The sequence below is a fragment of the Nocardia sp. NPDC004573 genome, from assembly GCF_053602135.1.
The window spans coordinates 84,094-104,927 of record NZ_JBSGDA010000019.1 but is presented as its reverse complement, the minus strand read 5'-3'; the positions used below and the strand labels follow the sequence as shown (position 1 = coordinate 104,927).

The window sequence follows — 20,834 nt, the reverse complement described above, 5'->3', positions numbered from 1 at the left end:
ATCTCCACAACCGGCACGCCACCGGCGGCCCGGTCCGGAGTCGGCAGCGCAGCGGCACCACGCGCACGCCTGCGCATACCGGCAACCGACACACCACCAGCGGCTCCGCTCGGAGTTGGCAGCGCAGCGGCACCACACGGGACGTCGCACATGTCCACAACATGAGCGGTCGGGTCTGGAGACGGCGGGTCCGCGCTCATACCGGAGGTGTTGTCGCATGAGCTGGCAGATGGCGGGCCCGGCCTGGTTGTTCTGCCCGGCCGATCGCCCGGAACGTTTCGCGAAGGCGGCGGCCGCGGCCGATGTGGTGATCCTCGACCTCGAGGACGGCGTCGCCGCGCCCGACAAGGCGGCGGCGCGCGAGGCGCTGCTCGCCACCCCGCTGGACCCCGAGACCACGGTGGTGCGGGTCAACGCGGCGGGTACGCAGGACCACGCGCTCGATCTGGCGGCGCTCGCCGACACCGCCTACCGGCGGCTCATGCTCCCGAAGTGCGAGTCCGCCGAACAGGTTACGGCGCTGGTCGACTACGAGGTGATCGCGCTGATCGAGTCACCGCTCGGCGCGCTCACGGTCGGCGAGGCGATGACCGCGAGCAACGCGATCGGCGTCATGTGGGGCGCGGAGGATCTGATCGCCGGGCTCGGCGGCACCGCGAGCAGGCACGCCGACGGCAGCTACCGCGCCGTAGCCCGCCACGTCCGCTCCACCACGCTGCTGGCCGCCAAGGCGCATGGCAAGTTCGCGCTGGACTCGGTGTATCTGGACATTCGCGATCTGGACGGACTGCGCGCGGAGGCCGAGGACGCGGTAGCGATCGGCTTCGAGGCCAAGGTCGCGATCCACCCGAGCCAGGTGCCGGTGCTGCGGGCCGCCTACGCGCCGTCCGCGGAAGAGCTCACCTGGGCCAGGCGGGTGCTGGCAGAAGCGCCGAAGCACCGCGGGGTCTTCGCTTTCGAGGGCAGGATGGTCGATGGCCCCGTGTTCCGGCACGCCGAGCAGATCGTGCGGCGCGCCGACCGCGCCTGAGCACCGAGTTTCCACAGTCAGGAGGACCGCGATGCAACCGCAATGGGTGCCGACCGAACAAGACATCGCCGAGGCGACCGTCACCGACTTCGCCCGTTTCGTCGCCGACCGCACCGGCGTGCGCGCGGCCGACTATCACGAGCTGTGGCAGTGGTCGGTGCGGGATCTCGCCGGGTTCTGGCACGCGCTGTGGGACTACTTCCAGCTCGGCGAGATCGCGGGCGAGGTGCTGGCGAACGCCGAGATGCCGGGGGCGCAGTGGTTTCCCGGTACCCGGCTGAACTACGTGGACCAGGTGATCCGGCAGCTGCGCACCGACCGGCCCGCGATCAAGGCGGTCAGCGAGGACGCGCCGGTTCGCGACGTCTCCTGGGCCGAATTGATCGACCACACCGCCGCTTTCGCGCAGACGCTGCGGTCGCTGGGTGTGCGGCCCGGCGACCGGGTGGCCGGATATCTGCCCAACATCCCGGAGGCGGTGGTCGCGTTCCTGGCCACCGCGAGCATCGGCGCGATCTGGAGTGCCTGCGGGCAGGACTACTCGCCCAAGGCCGCGCTGGACCGGCTCGGGCAGCTCGAACCCACCGTCCTGGTCACCGCCGACGGCTACCGCTTCGGCGGCAAGGCGCACGACAAGCGCGACGACATCGCCGCCTTGCGCGCGGGTCTGGACACCCTGAAAGGCACGGTGGTGGTCGCGCGGCTCGGGCTGGAGGTACCGGACGCGACCTCGTGGGAGGACGCGGTGACCAGCACCGAGTCGGCGCCGCCGGTGATCACCACGGAATCGGTGAATTTCGACCACCCGCTGTGGATCGTGTTCTCCTCCGGCACCACCGGCCTGCCGAAGGGCATTGTGCACGGCCACGGCGGGGTCCTGCTCGAACACCTCAAAGCCGTTGCTCTGCAATCGGATATCGGTGTCGAGGATACGTTCTTCTGGTACACCAGCCCGAGCTGGATGATGTGGAACTTCCAGATCGCGGGCCTGCTGGCCGGGGCGACCATCGTCACCTACGACGGCAGCCCGACCGCGCCGGCTCCCGACGCGCTGTGGCGGATCGCCGCCGACGTGGGCGCCACCGTGCTGGGCGCCAGCCCCGGCTACGTGCTGGCGTGCATCAAAGCGGGCGCGGTGCCGCGCACCGATCACGACCTGTCGGCGCTGCGCACCGTCGGCATCACCGGTTCCGCGCTGCCCACCTCCTCGGCGCTGTGGCTGGGCGAGAACGTCGGCGAGCACGTCCAGGTGTCCTCCATCAGCGGCGGTACCGACGTGGTGTCCGCGTTCATCGGCGGCGTGCGCACCGTGCCGGTGTGGCCGGGCGAACTCTCGGCGCCCTACCTCGGGGTCGCGCTGGACGCTTATGATCCGGCGGGGCAGCCGGTGCGCGGCAAGGTGGGCGAACTCGTCGTCACCGCGCCGATGCCGTCCATGCCGGTGGCCTTCTGGCGCGACGAGGACGGAAAGCGGTATCACGACGCCTATTTCGACGTGTATCCCGGCGTGTGGCGGCACGGCGACTGGATCACCATCACCGATCACCACAGCGTGATCGTGCACGGCCGCTCGGACTCGACGCTCAACCGGCACGGCATCCGGATGGGCAGCGCGGACATCTACCAGTCCGTCGAACGACTTCCCGAGATCGCCGAGGCCCTGGTGATCGGCGCCGAACAGCCCGACGGCGGCTACTGGATGCCGCTGTTCGTGACACTTGCCCCCGGCGCGGAACTGACCGACGAGCTGAAAACCCGCATCAACAGCACCATCCGCACCGAGGTCTCCCCCCGCCACGTCCCCGACGAGATCATCCTCGCCCCCGGCATCCCGCACACCCGCACCGGCAAGAAACTCGAGGTCCCGATCAAGAAGCTGTTCCAGGGCGCCGACCCGAGCCGCGTCGTCGAACGCAGCGCGGTCGACAACCCGGACCTGCTCGACTGGTACGGCACGATCCGGCCCGGCGGGCAGGGCTGAGGGCGCCTACGGCCGAGGGCGCGCCGCGCCCGAGTCGAGGCTGCCCTGTGGCACTACCCAGACCTGGGGCTGCCTCGTCACCGTCGCGATGTGCTCGAAATCGGCGTCGTAGTGGACCAGTACGGCTCCGTGGAACTCCGCCACCGCGGCGGTGAGCAAATCCACGATCCCCGCGGCTCGATGGCGACCTCTGCGCGCCATCAGTTGCTGGACTTCGCGCGCACGGTCGGCGATCGTCTCGTTGATCGGGAGGTTGACGTAGAGCGAGCGCCGTCGTTGTGCGATGTTCTGCACGTCGGCGAGGTTGCGCCCGGAGTATCCGGCCTCCAGGTCCACTGTCACACAGGTCGCGGCCGCCCGATCGGCGATCAGCCCCGCGATGACCGTGCGAACCGGCTCATGCGCGAGTCTCGCGCTTGCGGAGGTATCCACGAGATGCAAACGGAGCGGAGTGGCCTCGGTCAACGGCGAGCCTCGCGCATGACGTCCGCGTCGCCGATGTCAGGCCCGACTCCGAACCCGTACGGGTCGGTCAAGACTTGCTCGATCCGGCGGCGCCGGTCGGCAACGAACTTCAGCGCGGCATTGACCGTGTCTTTCTTGGTGGTGGTGCCCAGCTCCTTCGCAGCGAGGGCCAGGGCTTCGTCGTCCAGATCGATCATTGTCTTCATATATCCAAGAATATATCCACAGCAACCTTAACGGCAATACTGTAAACGCGGACCTCGCCGCTCGCACCACCGCGTCGGACCGGATCAACATCGAGCCCGGCCCGCCCTACGACGCGATCATGCTCGCCGGGCGCCTCGCACGCCCGAGTTCGAGGCACCGAGTCCTATCCGCGGTAGGCGCGTCCGCCGATGGATGCGGTGAAGATCGCCGCCTGTGCGCCGCGGGCGGCGTCCGGGTTGCGCTTCTCCTGCGGGGTGAGCCGATAGCGCGCCGTGATCCGCCGTATCGCGGCGATCACGGCGCCGAGCACCGGGATAGGGTCCACCGGGCGCAAAGCCAACGCCATGACGAACTCCTACCAGAAAGACGCACCGGTACAGACGAATTCGGTCGAATACGGTCCACGAAGGCCGGCGATGCCGGCAACGCGCGGACCGCCGATCGCGCAGCGAGATCAAAGCCCGAGCGCGGCAAGATCCGCGACATCACCACGGTGCCGCGCGGCCGGGCTCGCATACTGGCCACCCCGCGCGGATAGCTCCTATGTGAACAATAATTCTTTGTTCAATCTTATCTTGTACTGGACATACATTCGTGTAAGTTTATCTGTGTTCGACAACTATTCTCGGCTCTGCATTCCTGGTGCCCCCCGCTCGGCCGAGTCCGGTTGTCGACTTCCGGACGCACCGGCACGCACGTACCGCCTTCTGGCCTGTCGGCGCGCACCGGAGAACAGGTACGGCTCCCGGGGGCCGCTCATCCCCGGGAGCCGTATCCCGTGACGCGGCGAGCCCGGCCATACGGCCAGGTCGTTACGATGTTCGTCATGAGTGTCGACAATCGCCGTACGGCGCGGAAGGCGAGCAGCGGCGACTCGGCACCTCGCGAGATCCGGCGCAGGCCGAAGAACCGCCGTGCCCAGATCGCCGCGGCGTCGGCGGCCGCGTTCGGCGCGCTCGGCTACCACGGCGTGAGCATGGACGACATCGCTTCGGGTCTCGGCATCAGCTCCGCGGCGCTGTACCGCCACTATCCGAGCAAATACGCGCTGTTCCGGGAAGAACTGCTGCGCGTCGGTCAGGCGATGACCGAATCGGTCGAGCTGCCCGAGGAGGCGGCCGACTGGTCCGCCGAGCAGCGGCTCCGCCACGTGCTCGACGCGCTGATCGCGGTCACCATCGACAACCGCCCTACCGTCACGCTGGTGCGCTGGGAGGTCAGATACCTCGAGCCCGACGACCAGATCACGCTCAACGAGCAACAGGCCACGGTGCTCGGCGCGCTGGGCGGCCAGTTGTCCGCGCTGCGCCCCGAACTCGACGAGGACGACGTGCGCGTGCTGCGCGCGGCCCTGCTCAGCACGATCACCAGCATCGCCGACCACCACGCCGCCTTACCGGCCAAACCCCTTGCCCGCCTGCTGCATTCGGCCTGCTGGGCGATCGCCTACGCGAAGCTGCCCGCCACCCGCGCAGTCGAGCCGGTCGCCGTGGTGGAGATCCCGGACTCGTTCAAACACGAACTGCTGCTGCGCAAAGCGGTCGAACTGTTCCACGAGCGGGGCTATCCGAACGTCAGCGTGGAGGACATCGCCACCGCCGCAGGGCTTTCGGCCGCCTCGGCGGTGTACCGGTTCTATCGCGGCAAGAGCGACATCCTGGCCGCCGCCTTCCGCCGGGCCGCCGAACGCGTTTCCGGCGCGATCGGCCCGGCCGTGGCGGCGGCCACCGATTCCGAGGACGCGCTCACCGCGTTGATCACGCAGTACGTCGCGGGATCGTTCGCCGAACGCGCCCTCACCTTCGTGTATTACACGGAATTCCAGCACGTGCCCACCGAGGAACGCACGGTGCTGCGCAACATCCAGCGGCTCAGCGTCGAGGAGTGGGCCCGGCTGCTGCGCGAGGTGCGCCCGGAACTGACTCCGGCGGAGGCGCGCATCCTCGTCCACGCCGCCTTCGCGGTGGTCGTCGACCTTGGCCGCGCCTTCGACAGCGAGCCGCTGGCCGCTCAGGACCGGGTGCGTCTGCTGATGCAGCTGGTGCTCTTCAGCCGACCCGCGCGATAGCCACGTATGTTATCGCCGATTCTCGATTCGGCTGATTCATAGTGCGACATGGAAGCGGGATCACCAGTCATTTGTGATCTATCATTCGCTTATTCCCCAGACAGGGCCGCCTGCGTGTACCAAACGTTAGGTTGGGTTACCATCGCGGCATGGGTGCCCAGGATCGCCACGCTGCGAACAAGGCGGCCGACGGGACACCGGCACGGGTGATCCGGCGCCGACCACGCGATCGTCGCGCCCAGATCGCGGCCGCGTCGGCCGAGGCGTTCGGCGCACTGGGCTACCACGGCGTCAGCATGGACGACATCGCCTCCCGGCTCGACATCAGCTCCGCGGCGCTGTACCGCCATTACCCGAGCAAATACGCACTGTTCCGCGAGGAAGTGCTGCGGTTGGGCACGGTCGGTCAGGAAGCGGCCCGGCTCCCCGAGGCCACGAGCCAGCCCGCCGGACAACGGCTCGCGCGCGTGCTCGACGCCCTGATCGCGGCCGCGATCACCAATCGGCGCAGCGCGGCACTGCTGCGCTGGCAGCGGCGCTACCTGGAGGAGGAGGACGCGGCCACCCTGGCCGATCAGCTCGCGGGCGTGAACGCGACGCTCACCTCGCTGCTCGGCGCGACCCGGCCCGCGCTGACCAAGGCCGACCGCGCCGTGCTCGCCGCGGCGGAACTGAGCGTGCTCAGCAGCATCGGCGACCACCACGTGTCCATCCCGGTGCGGGCGCTCACCGCGCGGCTGACCGCGGCCTGCCACGCGCTGGCCGCGTGTGAGCTGCCACCGCCCGGCAGCGCCGAGACCGAGAGTTTCGCCGCGACCGAGATCCCGCTGACCTTCAAGCACGAGTTGCTGCTGATGCGCGCCGTCGAGCTGTTCCACCAGCACGGATACCCGAACGTCAGCGTGGAGGACATCGCCACCGCCGCCGGGCTGCCCGCCTCCTCGGCGGTGTACCGGTTCTACCGCGGCAAGGGCGACATCCTCACCGCCGCGTTCCGCCGGGCGGCGGACCGGGTCTCGGCCGCCATCGGACCCGCCGTCACCGCCGCCGAGACGCCCGAACAGGCTCTCGACACCCTCATCGAGCTGTATGTGGCGGGTTCGTTCGCCGAGCGCGAGCTGACCTTCGTCTACTACGCCGAGATCAGCAACGTGCCGCCGGAGGAGCGCACCGTGCTGCGCAACATCCAGCGCCTCAACGTCGAGGAATGGGCCAAACTGCTGATCGGCGTGCGACCCGAGCTGTCCGCCGCCGAGGCGCGCCTGCTCGTGCACGCCGCCTTCGCGCTGGTCGTCGACCTGGGCGAGCGTTTCGGCTCCACCGACCCGGCGTGCTCGCCCCGGCGCGTGATCCGCTTGATGCAAACGATCCTGTTCGACCGGCCTGCGGGGTAGCGTTGCCCCCGAACCGCCGCATTCGAGTGCCGGTTCGCCTCAGGGTGGCACCGGTCCGGGTCCGGGTACGGTGGGGTCCGTGCCGTCTGCCGAGGCATGCCGATGCGCCGGAGGTGAGGCGCGGCCCCGGCTCGGTCGCCAGATCTCGCGGGAGAGTTACGCCATCGGCGAACACCGCGGCGGGAATCGACCTCGCGACAGCGCTGTTGCGGCAGAGAAGAGCGCGGGCCCGGACGGGTGCGGCGCTCAGGGAGTATTCGCGCAGTTTCCGGCTTCGGAAGGACGATCCTCATGAGCACAGATCTCGACGCGCAGCCCGCGGCGGCGTCCGGAACCTTCGCCCTCGGCGGCGATCTTCCGGTGCATCGGCTCGGGTACGGCGCGATGCAGCTGACCGGTCCCGGCGTGTGGGGCGACCCCAAGGACCCGGACGAAGCGGTGCGGGTGCTGCGCCGCGCCGTCGAACTCGGTGTGAACTTCATCGACACCGCCGACTCCTACGGGCCGTTCGTCAGCGAGCAGCTGATCCGCAAGGCCCTGCATCCCTATCCCGAAGGCCTGGTGATCGCCACGAAGGCCGGGCTGACCCGGCAGGGCCCCAACGAGTGGCGTCCGGTCGGCCGGCCCGAATACCTGCGCCAGCAAGCGGAACTCAGCTTGCGCCACCTCGGCGTCGACCGGATCGACCTGTACCAGCTGCACCGCATCGACCCCCAGGTGCCACTGGCCGACCAGCTCGGCGAACTCGTGGCGCTCCAGCAGGAAGGCAAGATCCGGCACATCGGCGTCTCGCAGGTGACCGTCGAGCAGCTACGCGCGGCGCGCGAACTCGCCACCATCGTCTCGGTACAGAACCTGTACAACCTGGCCAACCGCGCCGACGAGGACGTGCTGAACTACGCCGAGCAGGAGAACATCGGCTTCATCCCGTGGTTCCCGATCGCCACGGGCGAACTCGCCGCCCCCGGCGGCCCCCTGGCGGCCATCTCCGCCGAACACGGCGCGACCCCGGCCCAGCTTGCCCTGGCCTGGCTGCTGCGCCGCTCCCGCGTGCTGCTGCCGATCCCCGGCACCTCCAGCGTCGCGCACGTCGAGGAAAATATCGCCGCCGCGCGAATCGAGCTGACGGACAAGGAGTTCGAAGCGCTGTCGGCCGCGACCGGGCCTGCCGGGAACTGACCGGGTCCGGCTGTCGACATCATTTGCGCGGGTGGTGGCGAAGACGGCGAATGTCGGTAGTCACCGGCATTCGCCGACTCGCTATTCGTCGCAATCATGCGCCACTCACGGCACATGTCTAGTCGCGAGGAGGCGACTTTTCGTTGCTCATCCATTCCCATGGGGTGGATGGTTCCGGGGATTCTTCCTGAGCTGTTCCGGGGTCCCGGGGGACAGTCCCTGCCGGGCCCAGCCACGTGCCCAAGTCGACCACGGCGGTGCAATAGTCATCGGTGTCATCGAGAACTCGCCGTGTGGCGAGGTCACCATTGCGCACCAGCGGCGCGAGTTCTTGCGGAAGGTTGGAAAATCCCAGCACGGGGCGGCCATCGGCGCCGACCAGCGGCAGATCGACACCGTAGGTGAGGCCCGTGTCGGTCATCCGAAGATAGATTCGGCACACCCGGGGGTCGGTGAACATGAATCCGGCGAAGGTGTACAGGTCCTCGAACCACGGAATCCCGCCGCCGTGGACGAGCAGACCGAACAGACTGAACAGCCGCTGGTCGGAACTGATCGGGACGGCTGAACCGCCGAAACCGGTCTCGGATGCCGCGACCACGATGTTACCGTGGCTGTCTCGTGGAGAGTGATCATGCGCGCGCCTGAGATCGGCAACAGCCGGAGCGACGGTGAAACGCAGGTGATCCACGGCTGCGCCGACATCCAAGCCACCTCCCTCAGCGACGAGGTCGAAATCCAACGCGACCGCGGTGGACATGTCCTCGGCGACCGACAGCGCTACGCGAGCGTGCGGGCTGTCGGGGCGCACGACACCACGCAGTCGCGCTCCAGTAGGAGGCCACGGGCCAAGCGGAGCGAGCACCAAGGGAACTGTGCTGCACAGCAGGAAATCGAACGTCGCGTCGGCGGTGCCGGTCGTCATCGGCTTCTTTCCATGTCTTCGGCTCGATAAGCAGGGTCAGACCTTGTTAACCCAGTCCGGACACCGATCGTAACCCTCGCAGTACGCGGTGATGACTCCGATGTTCTTGCCGTCGCTGGTAGCGTACCGGCGGTCGTCGGTGCGCGTCGCGGCCTGCACGATGACGCGAATGGTGATGTGGATCCGCCCTTTCGGATCCACCGCGTAGGAGATGTACTCCTGGCGGGCACCCAAGTCTCTGTCGGGCTTGTGAGTCTGAAATGCAGCATGGATCGGCGTACGAGACGTCAGGTTGTGTCGGCCGGCGTAGTACTCCCATCCGAGGTCAGCCTCGTTGCCGATGCGCACCGGAGTGCTCACACCGCGCAGATCACTCTCATCCCAAAGAATCGCCGACCAGTCGCTCTGCTTCTCTCGCACCGGCCATGCAACCTCAACCGCTCCGGCGGAGCGCGGCGCGATGCCGACCCAAGCAGGTGTGCCCCACCTCGTTAGATACTCTGCCCGCGACAGGTAAACCAGGCCCATGCCGGGCACCTCGGCGACGGCGACACCCGCCGAGATCGGAACCGTCAGTGCCATGATCACGAAGAGACTCCGCAAAAGATTGCGCGTCGCCGAGGTCAGGTGCTCGTACCGACTACTCCACCGTTGTGGACGCACCGGCAGTGGGGTCGGCTTTGATTCGCGACGAATCACTCTTGAGGTAAGTGACATACCGATGCAGTGCATCTTCATTCCCCCTCATGTGTTGTGACTTGCTGCCGATCGTCTGATCATCAGCTCCGTGCCGCTGAACGTGCCTATCCAGCGATGGCCTTGCCGGGACATGGTCGAGCGGCGCGCTTAGTTCTGTCCCGTCATGGATTCAGACGTCGGCCGACCCAGAACGGTTCCATCTGATTCGAAGTTCGGGCCGAGGGCGACTCCGCGAACGCCGTAGGCACTGGTCTCGATCTTCTCCGCCGAGGTGTCTGCGGGACAGGGAGAGGGCTGACGGGCCGGGCATGCTTCCCGGCGAATGTGATAGGTGGCGATGGCGCGGACGGCGGTTGTCGAGGATTGTTGAGGGCCAGCGGAATTCGTTGGTCAGGCGCGGCGGGCTCGACCGCCGGGCATGTCGGCGCGTCCGAGATCAGTCCGGTAGATCCACAGGAGCGGGGCAGTATGACGTCGAGTTCGGTGAACACCCCGATTTCCCTGCGTGAGCTGCCGCGGTTGCGAACTCGGCACCTCGGGCGGGTCGGGGGTCTGCTGCGGCCGGGTACGCAGCGTTCGCCGTTGCTGTCGCTCGGCGAGCGGTTCGTCATGTCGCCGCCCGGGTTTCCCACCATGCTGGTCACGCGCAACATGGACGACGTACGGGAACTGCTGTCGCACGAGGACTTTTCACTGGGGCAGCTGCTGCGCCGGTACTCCACGCACGACGCGCTGTTCGGCACGCAGACGCTGATCTTCCTCGACGGCGAGGACCATCGCCGGGAACGCAAAGTGCTGGCCCCGCCCTTCCAGAGCAAGGCCTTGCAGACATACGAAGATCTCATGGCGGACGTGGTCCGGAGCGAGTTGCCGACCTGGCCGGTCGGCGAGCCGTTTCCCTTCGTCGACGTGGGATACCGGCTCGCCCTGGGTGTGCTGCTGGGAGTCGTGTTCGGTGACATGCCGCCGGAGCGGATGACGCGGCTGAAGGTGGCGCTGGGCCGCTGGTTCGGCGCGATCGAGAGTCCCGGCTTCCTCGCCGTCACGGCGATCACCCTGCTCGCGGGCGGCTACACGCCGCCCTATCGGCCGCTCCTGCGAGGGCAGGCCGAAGTCGACGCGATCATCGCCGAAGAGATCGGCGAACGCCGGGCGGCACCAGGCGACAGGCGCGACGTACTGTCCCGGTACGTGGGCACCGAACTGGACCCGCACGACGACGGCACGCTCGTCCGCAATATGCGCGGCATGCTGCTGGCCGGGTACGAGACCACCGCGATCACCCTCGGCTGGATCGCCGCCATGCTGACCACCCACCCCCGGGCGATGGCGGAACTGGACGCCGCCGTCGACGCGGGCGACGACGCACGGCTCGACGCCTACCTCGACGCCGTGGTCGCCGAAACGATGCGGATGCGCCCGGTCAGCCCGTTCACCGGGCGGCGGGCGCTGCGCGACACGGTGCTCAACGGTGTCCGCATTCCCGAAGGCGCCGTGGTGATGGTCCCGATCCTGCTCATTCACGAGTCCCCCGAGCACTATCCGGATCCGGAAGAATTCCGCCCCGAACGTTTCCTCGACGGGCGCATCGACGGACGCACCTGGCTCACCTTCGGCGGCGGCCGGCACCGCTGCCTGGGAGCACATTTCGCCCTCCTCGAAGCACGCATCCTCTTCCGCACGGTCCTGCACCACTACCGGTTGGACCACAACCCCGGCCCCGTCGAACCGCCCCGCCGCTACCACCCCGGCATCAGCCCCGCCCACAACGCGCTGGTCACCCTGCGCCCACGATGACGCGAGTGGCACACCGGCGCGAGTTGTCGTCGCGATTCGCCGCAGCGTGCGCCGCTCGCGTCTTCGGGTAGATGTTCCCCTCCGACATCGACTCGGAAATGGGAGGGAGGGAGGGGCCTCGTATCTCGGGGGTGGGGAGATACGAGGGCCTGGGTGCTGTCGGGGCTCCCTCGCCGTAGTCCCGAAGCACGGGGTGAACTTCGCTGTCGTGCGGATCGCGCCTCATGGCAGCCAGTTCGGCGCGCTGACGCTCGTCAGCGCGAGTATCCATCGGCCCGGCTGTCGGGAACTACCCGGCCGGAGGCGACGAGAGTGCGGAAGGCCGCTTGCTTGCGGGGGCAGGCATCGGCGCGGCAGGGGCGGTGGCCCTGCATCACCCGATGCGCCTGTTCGATGGTGAACGGCTGCTCGGGTGGCCGGTGGGCGTCCTCGGCGCCGCCGCGCGGCAGGCAGGACCCGACGCCGACGATCGCGGCCACCAGCAGCGTGCACATGCCGAGCATGCCCAGCAGTGGTTCCACGGCGGATCACCGATCGGCGGCCTGCCGGAAACAGAACGCCGAGGCGGCTAGATACTGCCTGCACTGCGCGCCGTGCCCGGCGTGCACGGCGCAGAGGAACCGCGCGCGCTCGTAGGTCAGGCCGAGCGGTTCCTGGGTGCAGTCGCGGCTCTGAATCAGCCACAGTTCCCGGACATCCGCGTGCAACACTTCCATCTTCCACCTCCATCAGCGCAGTGCACCCGGCACCGAGAAGGCGCCGCCGGACCGCGCTCGACACGGATGGATCGGGCCGTGTCGGGACCGTGCGCCGGGTTCCGGGCGATGGGCGCCCTCGACAGGGTTTGGGCGGACCCCCGATGCCGGGTGCGATTCAACAGTGCGCGTTGCGATTCGGTAGATAACAGACCCGAATGCGGTAATTGCGAGTACTTTCCGTTTGTAGCGGCCTGGAACGAGGAAGAGAGACCTATGGTGGAGGTCGACTGGACGGGCGAAGCTGTACTTGCGCTTCGCACGGCGATGAAGCGAAGCCGTTACGAATTCGCGCGTCTGGTGGGTGTCACACCGCGCACCGTGGTCCTATGGGAGAACGGCCGGACAACCCGGATGCACGCCGCTAGCCAGCGTCTCCTCGACAGGGTTCTGTCGGAGGTCGATTCCGTCGTCGCCGAACGATTCGAGCGTGCGATCGTCACGGGCCGGGAGACCGCCCCCGACTACGAAAGCGCCGATTCGGCGCCCGAAAGGCACACCAAGCTCGGTAGGGAAATCGGGCTCGACAAGGAAGTCGAGGAAGACGACGTGAGAAGGCGAGAACTGCTGGCCTGCATCGGCGCAGGCCTGGCAGGCCAGGCGGCGGACCTGGTGGCGAGCGAACCGGAACGGATGCTGGCAACCCTCGACGCGGGGTCGATCAGCGAACGCAGACTGGCGTTCCTCGAGCAGTCGGCCGAGGTCCTCGGCACGCGGGTGGTCCAGGTGCCGCCGCACGAGCTGCTGCAGACCGGGCTCGAGCAATTCCGGCTGGTGCGCGGCTGCCTCGGCGAACGGCAGCCGACCCATCATCAGGTCCGGCTGGTGCGCACGGCGGGTCGGCTGGCGAACGTGGTGGGCGAGATCCTGTTCAACGAGGGCCATTTCGGTCAGGCGCGCATGTGGTATGCCACCGCGATCCATGCCGCGCAGGACATCGGCGACCGCTATTCGGAGGACATCGCCCTGGCCGGACTCGCGTATTTGCCGACCTATAGCGATAAGCCGAAGGAAGTTTTGCAGTTACTCGACGGCCGCTTGCAAGAAAATCCGTCGTACGGCGCGGCCGCCGCATGGTTGTGGGGAATGGCGGCGCGCGCGCACGCCAGTCTCGGGCACGCCGACGAATTCGCGCGCTGTATCGCACGATCGGCATCGGCTTTGGAAGACGTCGGTCCAGAAGACCTTTCGGTCGGTATTTTTTCCTTCCGGCCGGAGAAACTCGCTTTTTATCAAGCGATCGGATATTCCCGCCTCGGCCGCGCCGACGAGACCGCCGTGGCGGCCGCTCGCGCGATGTCGCTCTACGACCCGTCCGAGACCATGGAACCGGCCTTGGTGCGCTTCGAGCACGCCACGGCGCTGCTGGCCTCGGGCGAGATCGACGAAGCCTGCGCGGTGGCGACCAGCGCCATCACGAACGCGCACACCTACGTCGGGCTCACGGTCACCAAGCGCGCCAAACAGTTCGACTCGGCGCTCGGCGGCCTGCGCACCAAAGCGGTCAGCGAATGGCGGCAGCACGCGCACGCGGTGATCGACTCCGCGCACACGAAGGTCTGAGCCCGGAGACGGGGCGGGGCGCGCCGGTCGACGGGGGATGTGGACCGGCGCACCCCGCGCATTCAGGTGGTCACTTCGTTTCGCCGGACATGGCCTGGATGAGCGAGTTGGGGCGCATATCCACCCAGTGGGTCTCCACGTATTCGAGGCAGGCTTTGCGGTTGGCGGCCCCGTAGGCGATGGTCCAGCCGCCGGGGACGGCGGCGAAGACCGGCCATAAGGAGTGCTCGCCCTCTTGGTTGATCAAGACGTAGAACTTGGCGTCGTCGTTGTCGAACGGGTTGGTCATCTCGGTTTTCCTTCTTCCTGGTCGGGTCAGGTGTTGGGGGATCTAGGGGCGGTCGGTGTCGGCCGATAGCGCGGTGAGGACGTGGCCGATTCGTGCCAGGGCGGACTCGGAGGTCATCCGCCAGTGCGTGGCGTGCACCGCGTGGTTGTGCACGGTGCCGTCCACGGCGTCCGCCCAGCTCGCGGCGCCCGCGGCGCCGGTCGGATCGTCCAGCGCGGCGGTGAAGTACACGAGGTTGCCCTTGTACGGGCGGGGGCGGTAGCGCCGGATCAGCTCCAGCGACCCGGCGCCCGCGCCGAACGCGCGGTTCAGGCGGTCGGCGCCGAAGGAGGCGAACGGCTCGGGCAGCTGCGCGATCCGGCGCGCGAGCCCGGCCAGGTCGAGTTCTGCGTCGTCGGCGTCGGCCGCTTCGCCGAGCAATCCGCCGAGCAGATCGGCGACGGGAGGCGTCGCGGTGACGTCCGCGGTGACTTGCAACGAACTGTCCATCATGGCCAGGACCGCTACCCGCTGGCCCTGCTCCTGCAGTTGCACCGCGACCGCGTGCGCGAGTACGCCGCCGAGCGACCAGCCGAGCAGGTGATACGGGCCCTCGGGCTGTACGGCGCGGATCTCCCGCACGTAGCGGCTCGCCCAGTCATCGATGGATTCCGGCAGCGCCGCCGCCGAGTTCAGCACCGGCGACTGGATGCCGTACACGTCCCGCTCCGGATCCAGGTGCGCCGCGAGTCCCGCGAACGACCATGCGACACCGCCGGCCGGATGGAGGCAGAACAGCGGCTCCCCGGTGCCGCCGGTGCGCAGCGGAAGGACGACGTCGAACGCGGCGGCCGGGTCGACCCGGCCGCGACCGGAACGGTGCTGTTCGAGCCGGTCGATCAGGCGGGCGGGCGTCGGCGCGGCGAACAGCCACAGCACCGGGATCTGCTCGCCGAGCGCCGCGCTCAGGCGAGCGGCCAGGCGGGTGGCCAGCAGCGAGTTGCCGCCGCGTTCGAAGAAGTTGTCGTCCAGGCCGACCCGCTCGACGGCGAGCACTTCGGCGAAGTCCGCGCACACGGCACGTTCCAAGTCGGAGCCGGGGGCGCGGAATTCCCGGGAGCGCGGCTCCAGCCGCGGCAGCGCCGCGCGGTCGACCTTGCCGTTCGCGGTGAGCGGCAACGTCTCCAGTTGCCGCAGCACCGTGGGCACCATGTAGCTCGGCAGCACGTCGGCCAACGCGGCGCGCAACGCGCCCGGGTCGACCCGCTCGGTAGCGGTGAAGTACCCGGCCAGCACCGCGTTCGCGCCCTCGGTGGCATAGGCGAGGACAACCGCCTCGCCGATCTCCGGCCGGGAGCGCAAGGCGTGCTCGATCTCGGCGAGTTCGATGCGGTAACCGCGAATCTTCACCTGGAAGTCGCGCCGCTCGACGTATTCCAAGTGGCCCTCGGCGGCCCAGCGCACCATGTCGCCGGTGCGATACAGGCGGCTCCCCGCAGGCCCGAACGGGTCGGCCACGAAGCGCTCGGCGGTGAGGTCGGCCCGGTCGTGGTAGCCGCGGGCGAGTTGCGCGCCGCCGATGTACAGCTCGCCGGTCACCCCGGCGGGCACGGGGTGCAGCCGGTCGTCGAGCACGTAGACCCGGTTGCCGGATTCGGGTGTGCCGATGGGCGCCAGCGCTTGCCTGGTGCCCGCGGCGGTGCGGAACCGGGTGACCGATACCGCGGTCTCGGTGGGTCCGTAGAGATTGTCGATCCCGGCCGCGGTGAGCGTCTCGACGCGCCGCACCGTCGCGGTGGGCAACGCCTCGCCGATGACCAGCAGCCGGCGTAGCGAACGCGGCAGGCGGTGTTGGCCGGACGCCTCGGCCAGCATCGCCAGCAGCGAGGGCACCAGCGTCAGCGTCGTCACCGACGCGCGCCGCACCAGGTCGAGTAGACCAGCCGGATCGCGGTGCCCGTCCTGCGGCGCGAGCACCAGCCGGGCTCCGGTGCGCGGCGCCCACCAGTACTCCCACACCGACAGGTCGAACGCGGCGGAGGTCTGCACCAGTGCGGCGTCGTCCGGGCCGAGCGCGTATTCCGACTGCATCCAGTCCAGTTGGTGCGCCACCGCCGCGTGCGGCACCGCGACGCCCTTCGGCACGCCGGTGGAACCGGAGGTGAAGATGACGTACGCGATGTTCGCGGGCGACAGCGCGGCGATCCGCTCGTCGTCGCGCACCGGTTCGTCGGCCACGGTGTCGGCGACGGACGAGACATCCAGCACCAGGCTGTGTTCCGACGCCGCCGCGGGCAGCATCGGCTCCCGCGCCGAGGTGAGCACCAGATGCGGTTCGGCGGCGGCGAGCACGCTCGCGGTGCGTTCCAGCGGATGCGCCGGATCCAGCGGCACGTACGCGCCACCGGCCGTCACCACCGCGTACATCGCGACGAGCAGGTCGACGCTGCGCGGAATGGCCAGCGCCACCAGCTTTTCCGGGCCGATGCCGCGGACGATGAGCACCCGGGCCAGGCGGTTGACCCGCGCGCCGAACTCCTGGTAGGTGACCGTCGCGGCGTCGTCGACGATCGCGATCGCCTGCGGCGTCCGGGCCACCTGCGCCTCGAACGCGGCCACGAGTGTGGCGGGGGCGAAAGCGTGCTCGGATCGGTTCCAGGAGACCAGCACGCGCTCGGTCTCGGCCGGATCCAGCAGCGCCAGATCGCCGACCGGCGACCGCGGGTCCGCGCACACCGCGGTCAGCAGCCGTTGCAGGCGGGTGGTGAACCCGGCCACCGTGGACTCGTCGAACAAGGCGGTGGCGTAGGTGATCGAGGCCGCCATGCCCGCGGGGGTCCCGTCGGGGCCGTAACGGTCGGTGACCACCAGGTGCAGGTCGAACTGGGCGACCTGGGAGTCGAAGTCCGCGGCGGTGGCGGTCAATCCGTCCAACGAGAAGTCGGCTTCGGCCTGGTTGTGAAAGGAGAAGCCGACCTGGAACAGCGGGTGGCGGGCAGTGGAGCGCTCCGGGTCGAGGACCTCGACCAGACGCTCGAACGGCACGTCGGCGTGCGCAAAGGCCGCGACGTCGGCGGCACGGACGCGGGCGAGCAGGTCGGCGAAACCCTCGCCCGCATCGACCCGGGCGCGCAACACCAGCGTGTTGACGAACATGCCGACGACGTCGTCGAGCTCGGCGGCTCCGCGCCCGGCCACCGGGGTGCCCACCGCGATGTCCGAGGTCCCCGACAGGCGGGCGAGCAGCACCGCGAACGCCGCGTGCAGCACCATGAACAGCGTCGCTCCGGATGCCCGGCCGAGTTCGACCAGCCGCGTGTGCACGTCGGGGGCGATCGCGAAATCGACATGCCTGCCCCGGCTGGCGACGACGGCCGGACGCGGGCGATCGGCGGGCAGGCTGAGCTGCGCGGGCAGCTCGGCCAGCGTCTCGGTCCAGAACCGGATCTGGCGCGCCGGCAGCGAGGCGGGGTCGTCCTCGGAGCCGAGCAACTCCCGCTGCCACAGGCTGAAATCGGTGTACTGCACCGGAAGTGGCGGCCAGTCCGGCGCGGTGCCGTGTTTGCGGGCGGCGTATGCGGCCATGACGTCGCGCGCCAGCGGCGCCAGCGACGAACCGTCCGCCGCGATGTGGTGCACGACCACCACGAGCACGTGCTCGGTCCCCGGCGCGGGCGCGTCGCCGTCGACGGGAGCGAACAGCCGGGCGCGCACCGGGACGGTCTCGGTGACGTCGAATCCGCCGCCGACGAAGTCGGCCACCGCCGCGCCGAGATCATCGGCCGGGACGGCGACGGGCGCGAGCACGGGGGTGCTGTCCGCGGCGGGCAACACGACCTGCACCGGCCCGGACTCGTGCAGCGGATAGACGGTACGCAGTACGTCGTGGCGGGCGACGACGTCCGCGATCGCGGCGTTCAGCGCCGCCACGTCCAGTTCGCCCGTCAGCCGCACCGCCAGCGGGATGTTGTAGGCGGTGGACTGCCGATCGAGGCGATTGAGGAACCACATGCGCTGCTGCGCGAGCGAGAGCGGCACCGGACCGGTCAGCGCACGCCGGGTGAGCGCGGGACGCGCGGCCGCACCGGAGGCCTCGCCCAGTGCGCGGGCGAGCGCCGCGACCGTCGGATGCTCGAACACCGCGCGGACGCCGACAGCGGTCGACAGCCGGTCGGCCAGGCGCGCGGCCAGCTGGGTCGCGGTCAGCGAGTTGCCGCCGCGCGCGAAGAAGTCGTCGTCCGCGCCGACGTCGCCGTCGAGTCCGAGCACCTCCGCGATGGTCTGTGCGACCGCCCGCTCGAGCTCGGTGCGGGGCGCGCGGAACGGGGCGGCGCGCAGCTCGGGCCGCGGCAGGGCATTACGGTCCAGCTTGCCGACCGGAGTCGACGGCAGCTCGTCGAGCACCAGCACGCTGCTCGGCACCATGTAGGCGGGGAGGGAGCGCGCGGCGTGAGCCAGGAGGGCTGCGGTGTCGATCGTGTGTCTCGGCGCCGCGACCACGTAGGCGACCAGCGACACCGCGCCCGAAGTGTCGGTGTGGCCGAGAGTGACGGCCGTGCGCACCGTCTCCTGCGCGGCGAGCACGGCGTCGATCTCGCCGAGTTCGATGCGCAGACCGCGGACCTTGACCTGGTGCTCCGAGCGCCCCACACAGCGCAGCGCGCCGGTGCTCGTCCACCGCACCAGATCACCGGTCCGATACAGCCGTCCTCCTGCGGGGCCGTAGGGGTCGGCGACGAACCGGGACGCCGAAAGACCCGGCCGTGCATGGTATCCCCGGGCCAGACCGGGGCCGCGCAGATACAGCTCGCCGGTGACGCCGATCGGCACCGGCCGCAACCTGCCGTCCAGCACCACCGCGGACATGCCGTGGATCGGCGTGCCCAAATCGAGGGGATCGCCGGGGCGTAGCACCGCGCTGATGGTCGCGATGACGGTGGTCTCGGTCGGGCCGTAGGTGTTGTGGAACGACCGGCCGGACGCCCAGCGCCGCACCGTGTCCTGTGCATAGGACTCGCCGCCGACGGTGAGCCGCCGCAGACAGCTCAACTCGGCCGGGTCGAGCGTGGGCAGGACCGCGGGCGTGAGGAACGCGTGCGTCACCCGCTGGTCGCGGATGAGCGCGGTGAGTTCCGCGCCGCCGTAGACGCCAGGGGGCGCGATCACCAGCGTGGCTCCGGCGGACAGGGCCAGCAGCAGTTCGAGCATGGACGCGTCGAAGCTGGGCGAGGCCACGTGCAGGACCCGCGCGTCGGCGGTGACCTCGTAGCGGTCCCGCTGGGCCAGCGCCACGCCGGCCAGCCCGCCGTGCGTGGCGACCACGCCTTTGGGCGTGCCGGTGGAGCCGGAGGTGTAGATCATCCAGGCCGGGTTCTCCACCCGCACCGGGCGGATCAGCTCGGCCGCTTCGATCGGGGCTCCGCTGTTGCGGCGCATCCGCGCGGCGGTGGACGGCGCGTCCAACACCAGCCAGTCGACGTCGCCGGGGAGCGCGGCACGGCAGGTGGCGATCGTCAAGCCGAGCGCCGCACCGGAATCGGTCAGCATGTGCGCGATCCGCTCGGCGGGATAGGTCGGGTCGACCGGGACGAACGCGGCTCCGGTCTTGGCCACCGCCCACACCGCGAGCACGGAGCTGATCGAGCGCGGCACCGCCACGGCCACCACGTCCTCGGCGCCGAGACCGTGCCCGATGAGCATGCGCGCCAGCCGCGACGACTGCTCGTCCAGCATCCGGTAGGTCAGCCGCCGTTCGCTCGCGACCAGCGCGACCGCGTCGGGATCGGCCGCTACTGCCGCGGCGGCCAGTTCGGCCAGCGTGCGCGGCGGCACCGCAGCGTCACCGTGGCGGCCGAGCAGGTCGGCGCGTTCGGCGGGCGAGAGGAGATCGACCGTGGCGATCGGCGCGTCCGGTCGCGCGGTGAGCGCGCCGAGCAGCCTGCCGAAGCGGCGCAGCAGAGCGCGTGCGGTGGCGCTGTCGAACAGGTCCGTGGCGTAGTCCAGTTCGACCGCGAGATGACCGTCGGCGTCCGGCTCGGCGGACACGGTGAATCGCAGGTCGAATCGGGCCACGGGCTCGTCGAACTCGACGGCGGTGAGTTCGAGACCCGGCACGGCGAAGGCGGCGTCAGTGGCGTCGAGGTAGCTCAGCGCCACGGTGAACAGCGGATGTCGAGCCTGGGAACGCGGGACGCCGACTGCGTCGACCACTCGGTCGAACGGCACGCTCGAATGCCCGAACGCCGCGAGATCGACGGCCTTGGTCTGCGCGAGCAGGTCGGCGAAGGAACGGTCCTGATCCGGGCGGGTGCGCAGCACAACGGTGTTGACGAACATGCCGACCAGGTCGTCCAGGGCGGCCGCGCCGCGTCCGGCCACCGGCGTGCCGATCGGGATGTCATCGGAGCCGGACAGCCGGGCCAGCAGGACGGCCAGCGCGGCGTGCACCACCATGAACGGCGTCGCGTCGTGCCGCAGCGCCACCGCGCGGATCCGCGCGGCGA

At 69.5% G+C, this 20,834-nt stretch carries 16 protein-coding genes (1 of these 16 running past the window's edge); 7 read left to right on the top strand and 9 right to left on the bottom strand.

Features of this window, described 5'->3' with window-relative positions; all coding sequences use genetic code 11:
* Positions 1-217: 217 nt before the first annotated feature.
* Together ACWEKR_RS25910 and ACWEKR_RS25905 are read left to right on the top strand one after the other, a co-directional pair.
* A complete protein-coding gene (locus tag ACWEKR_RS25910; RefSeq protein WP_452356671.1) occupies positions 218-1,030 on the top strand; it encodes an HpcH/HpaI aldolase/citrate lyase family protein in 813 nt (270 codons plus the stop codon).
* Between the two features lie 31 nt (positions 1,031-1,061).
* Positions 1,062-3,011, top strand: a complete 1,950-nt coding sequence (locus tag ACWEKR_RS25905; RefSeq protein WP_452356670.1) for an acetoacetate--CoA ligase — start codon at positions 1,062-1,064, stop codon at positions 3,009-3,011.
* A gap of 6 nt (positions 3,012-3,017) precedes the next feature.
* On the opposite strand, the gene ACWEKR_RS25900 is transcribed toward ACWEKR_RS25905, so the two are convergent.
* The 3 genes from ACWEKR_RS25900 to ACWEKR_RS25890 form a co-directional block, all read right to left on the bottom strand.
* Positions 3,018-3,443, bottom strand: a complete 426-nt coding sequence (locus ACWEKR_RS25900) for a PIN domain-containing protein (RefSeq protein ID WP_452356669.1) — start codon at positions 3,441-3,443, stop codon at positions 3,018-3,020.
* A gap of 29 nt (positions 3,444-3,472) precedes the next feature.
* The gene (locus ACWEKR_RS25895) at positions 3,473-3,673 is read right to left on the bottom strand and encodes a type II toxin-antitoxin system VapB family antitoxin (RefSeq protein ID WP_452356686.1); all 201 of its coding nucleotides are present in this window, start codon (positions 3,671-3,673) and stop codon (positions 3,473-3,475) included.
* Positions 3,674-3,846: 173 nt separating this feature from the next.
* Positions 3,847-4,029: a hypothetical protein gene (locus ACWEKR_RS25890; RefSeq protein WP_452356668.1), complete on the bottom strand. Its 183-nt coding sequence runs from the start codon at positions 4,027-4,029 to the stop codon at positions 3,847-3,849.
* A gap of 480 nt (positions 4,030-4,509) precedes the next feature.
* Here ACWEKR_RS25890 and ACWEKR_RS25885 point away from each other — a divergent pair, with 480 nt between their 5' ends.
* The 3 genes from ACWEKR_RS25885 to ACWEKR_RS25875 all read left to right on the top strand — a co-directional run bounded on the left by ACWEKR_RS25885 (position 4,510) and on the right by ACWEKR_RS25875 (position 8,324).
* Positions 4,510-5,751 carry a TetR/AcrR family transcriptional regulator gene (locus ACWEKR_RS25885; protein ID WP_452356667.1) on the top strand — a complete coding sequence of 414 codons (1,242 nt, stop codon included), beginning with the start codon at positions 4,510-4,512 and terminating at the stop codon, positions 5,749-5,751.
* A 149-nt stretch (positions 5,752-5,900) separates the two neighbouring features.
* Positions 5,901-7,145 carry a TetR/AcrR family transcriptional regulator gene (locus ACWEKR_RS25880; RefSeq protein ID WP_452356666.1) on the top strand — a complete coding sequence of 415 codons (1,245 nt, stop codon included), beginning with the start codon at positions 5,901-5,903 and terminating at the stop codon, positions 7,143-7,145.
* Between the two features lie 291 nt (positions 7,146-7,436).
* The gene (locus ACWEKR_RS25875; protein WP_452356665.1) at positions 7,437-8,324 is read left to right on the top strand and encodes an aldo/keto reductase; all 888 of its coding nucleotides are present in this window, start codon (positions 7,437-7,439) and stop codon (positions 8,322-8,324) included.
* Positions 8,325-8,442: 118 nt separating this feature from the next.
* Here the strand turns inward: ACWEKR_RS25875 and ACWEKR_RS25870 are convergent, their stop codons facing one another.
* On the bottom strand, positions 8,443-9,066 hold the full coding sequence (locus ACWEKR_RS25870) for a hypothetical protein (RefSeq protein WP_452356664.1): 624 nt from the start codon (positions 9,064-9,066) through the stop codon (positions 8,443-8,445).
* Positions 9,067-9,285: 219 nt separating this feature from the next.
* The gene (locus ACWEKR_RS25865) at positions 9,286-9,837 is read right to left on the bottom strand and encodes a hypothetical protein (RefSeq protein ID WP_452356663.1); all 552 of its coding nucleotides are present in this window, start codon (positions 9,835-9,837) and stop codon (positions 9,286-9,288) included.
* 579 nt (positions 9,838-10,416) lie between these two features.
* Between ACWEKR_RS25865 and ACWEKR_RS25860 the strand changes: the two genes are divergently transcribed.
* Positions 10,417-11,745, top strand: a complete 1,329-nt coding sequence (locus tag ACWEKR_RS25860) for a cytochrome P450 (RefSeq protein WP_452356662.1) — start codon at positions 10,417-10,419, stop codon at positions 11,743-11,745.
* A gap of 254 nt (positions 11,746-11,999) precedes the next feature.
* Here ACWEKR_RS25860 and ACWEKR_RS25855 read toward each other — a convergent pair whose 3' ends face one another.
* Together ACWEKR_RS25855 and ACWEKR_RS25850 are read right to left on the bottom strand one after the other, a co-directional pair.
* Complete coding sequence (locus ACWEKR_RS25855; protein ID WP_452356661.1) at positions 12,000-12,266, bottom strand: hypothetical protein; 267 nt, start codon at positions 12,264-12,266, stop codon at positions 12,000-12,002.
* A 6-nt stretch (positions 12,267-12,272) separates the two neighbouring features.
* Positions 12,273-12,461 (bottom strand): hypothetical protein, encoded by a 189-nt coding sequence (locus tag ACWEKR_RS25850; RefSeq protein WP_195085794.1) that lies wholly within the window; start codon positions 12,459-12,461, stop codon positions 12,273-12,275.
* Between the two features lie 108 nt (positions 12,462-12,569).
* On the opposite strand from ACWEKR_RS25850, the gene ACWEKR_RS25845 reads away from it, so the two are divergent.
* Complete coding sequence (locus ACWEKR_RS25845) at positions 12,570-14,063, top strand: helix-turn-helix domain-containing protein (protein ID WP_452356660.1); 1,494 nt, start codon at positions 12,570-12,572, stop codon at positions 14,061-14,063.
* A 70-nt stretch (positions 14,064-14,133) separates the two neighbouring features.
* On the opposite strand, the gene ACWEKR_RS25840 is transcribed toward ACWEKR_RS25845, so the two are convergent.
* Positions 14,134-14,352, bottom strand: a complete 219-nt coding sequence (locus ACWEKR_RS25840) for an MbtH family protein (RefSeq protein WP_452356659.1) — start codon at positions 14,350-14,352, stop codon at positions 14,134-14,136.
* Positions 14,353-14,394: 42 nt separating this feature from the next.
* A protein-coding gene (locus ACWEKR_RS25835) for a non-ribosomal peptide synthase/polyketide synthase (RefSeq protein ID WP_452356658.1) crosses the window boundary here: on the bottom strand, positions 14,395-20,834 show its 3' portion. It continues 18,856 nt past the right edge of the window; only the last 6,440 of its 25,296 coding nucleotides appear in the window; the start codon falls outside the window, past its right edge — the gene reads right to left on this strand; its stop codon occupies positions 14,395-14,397.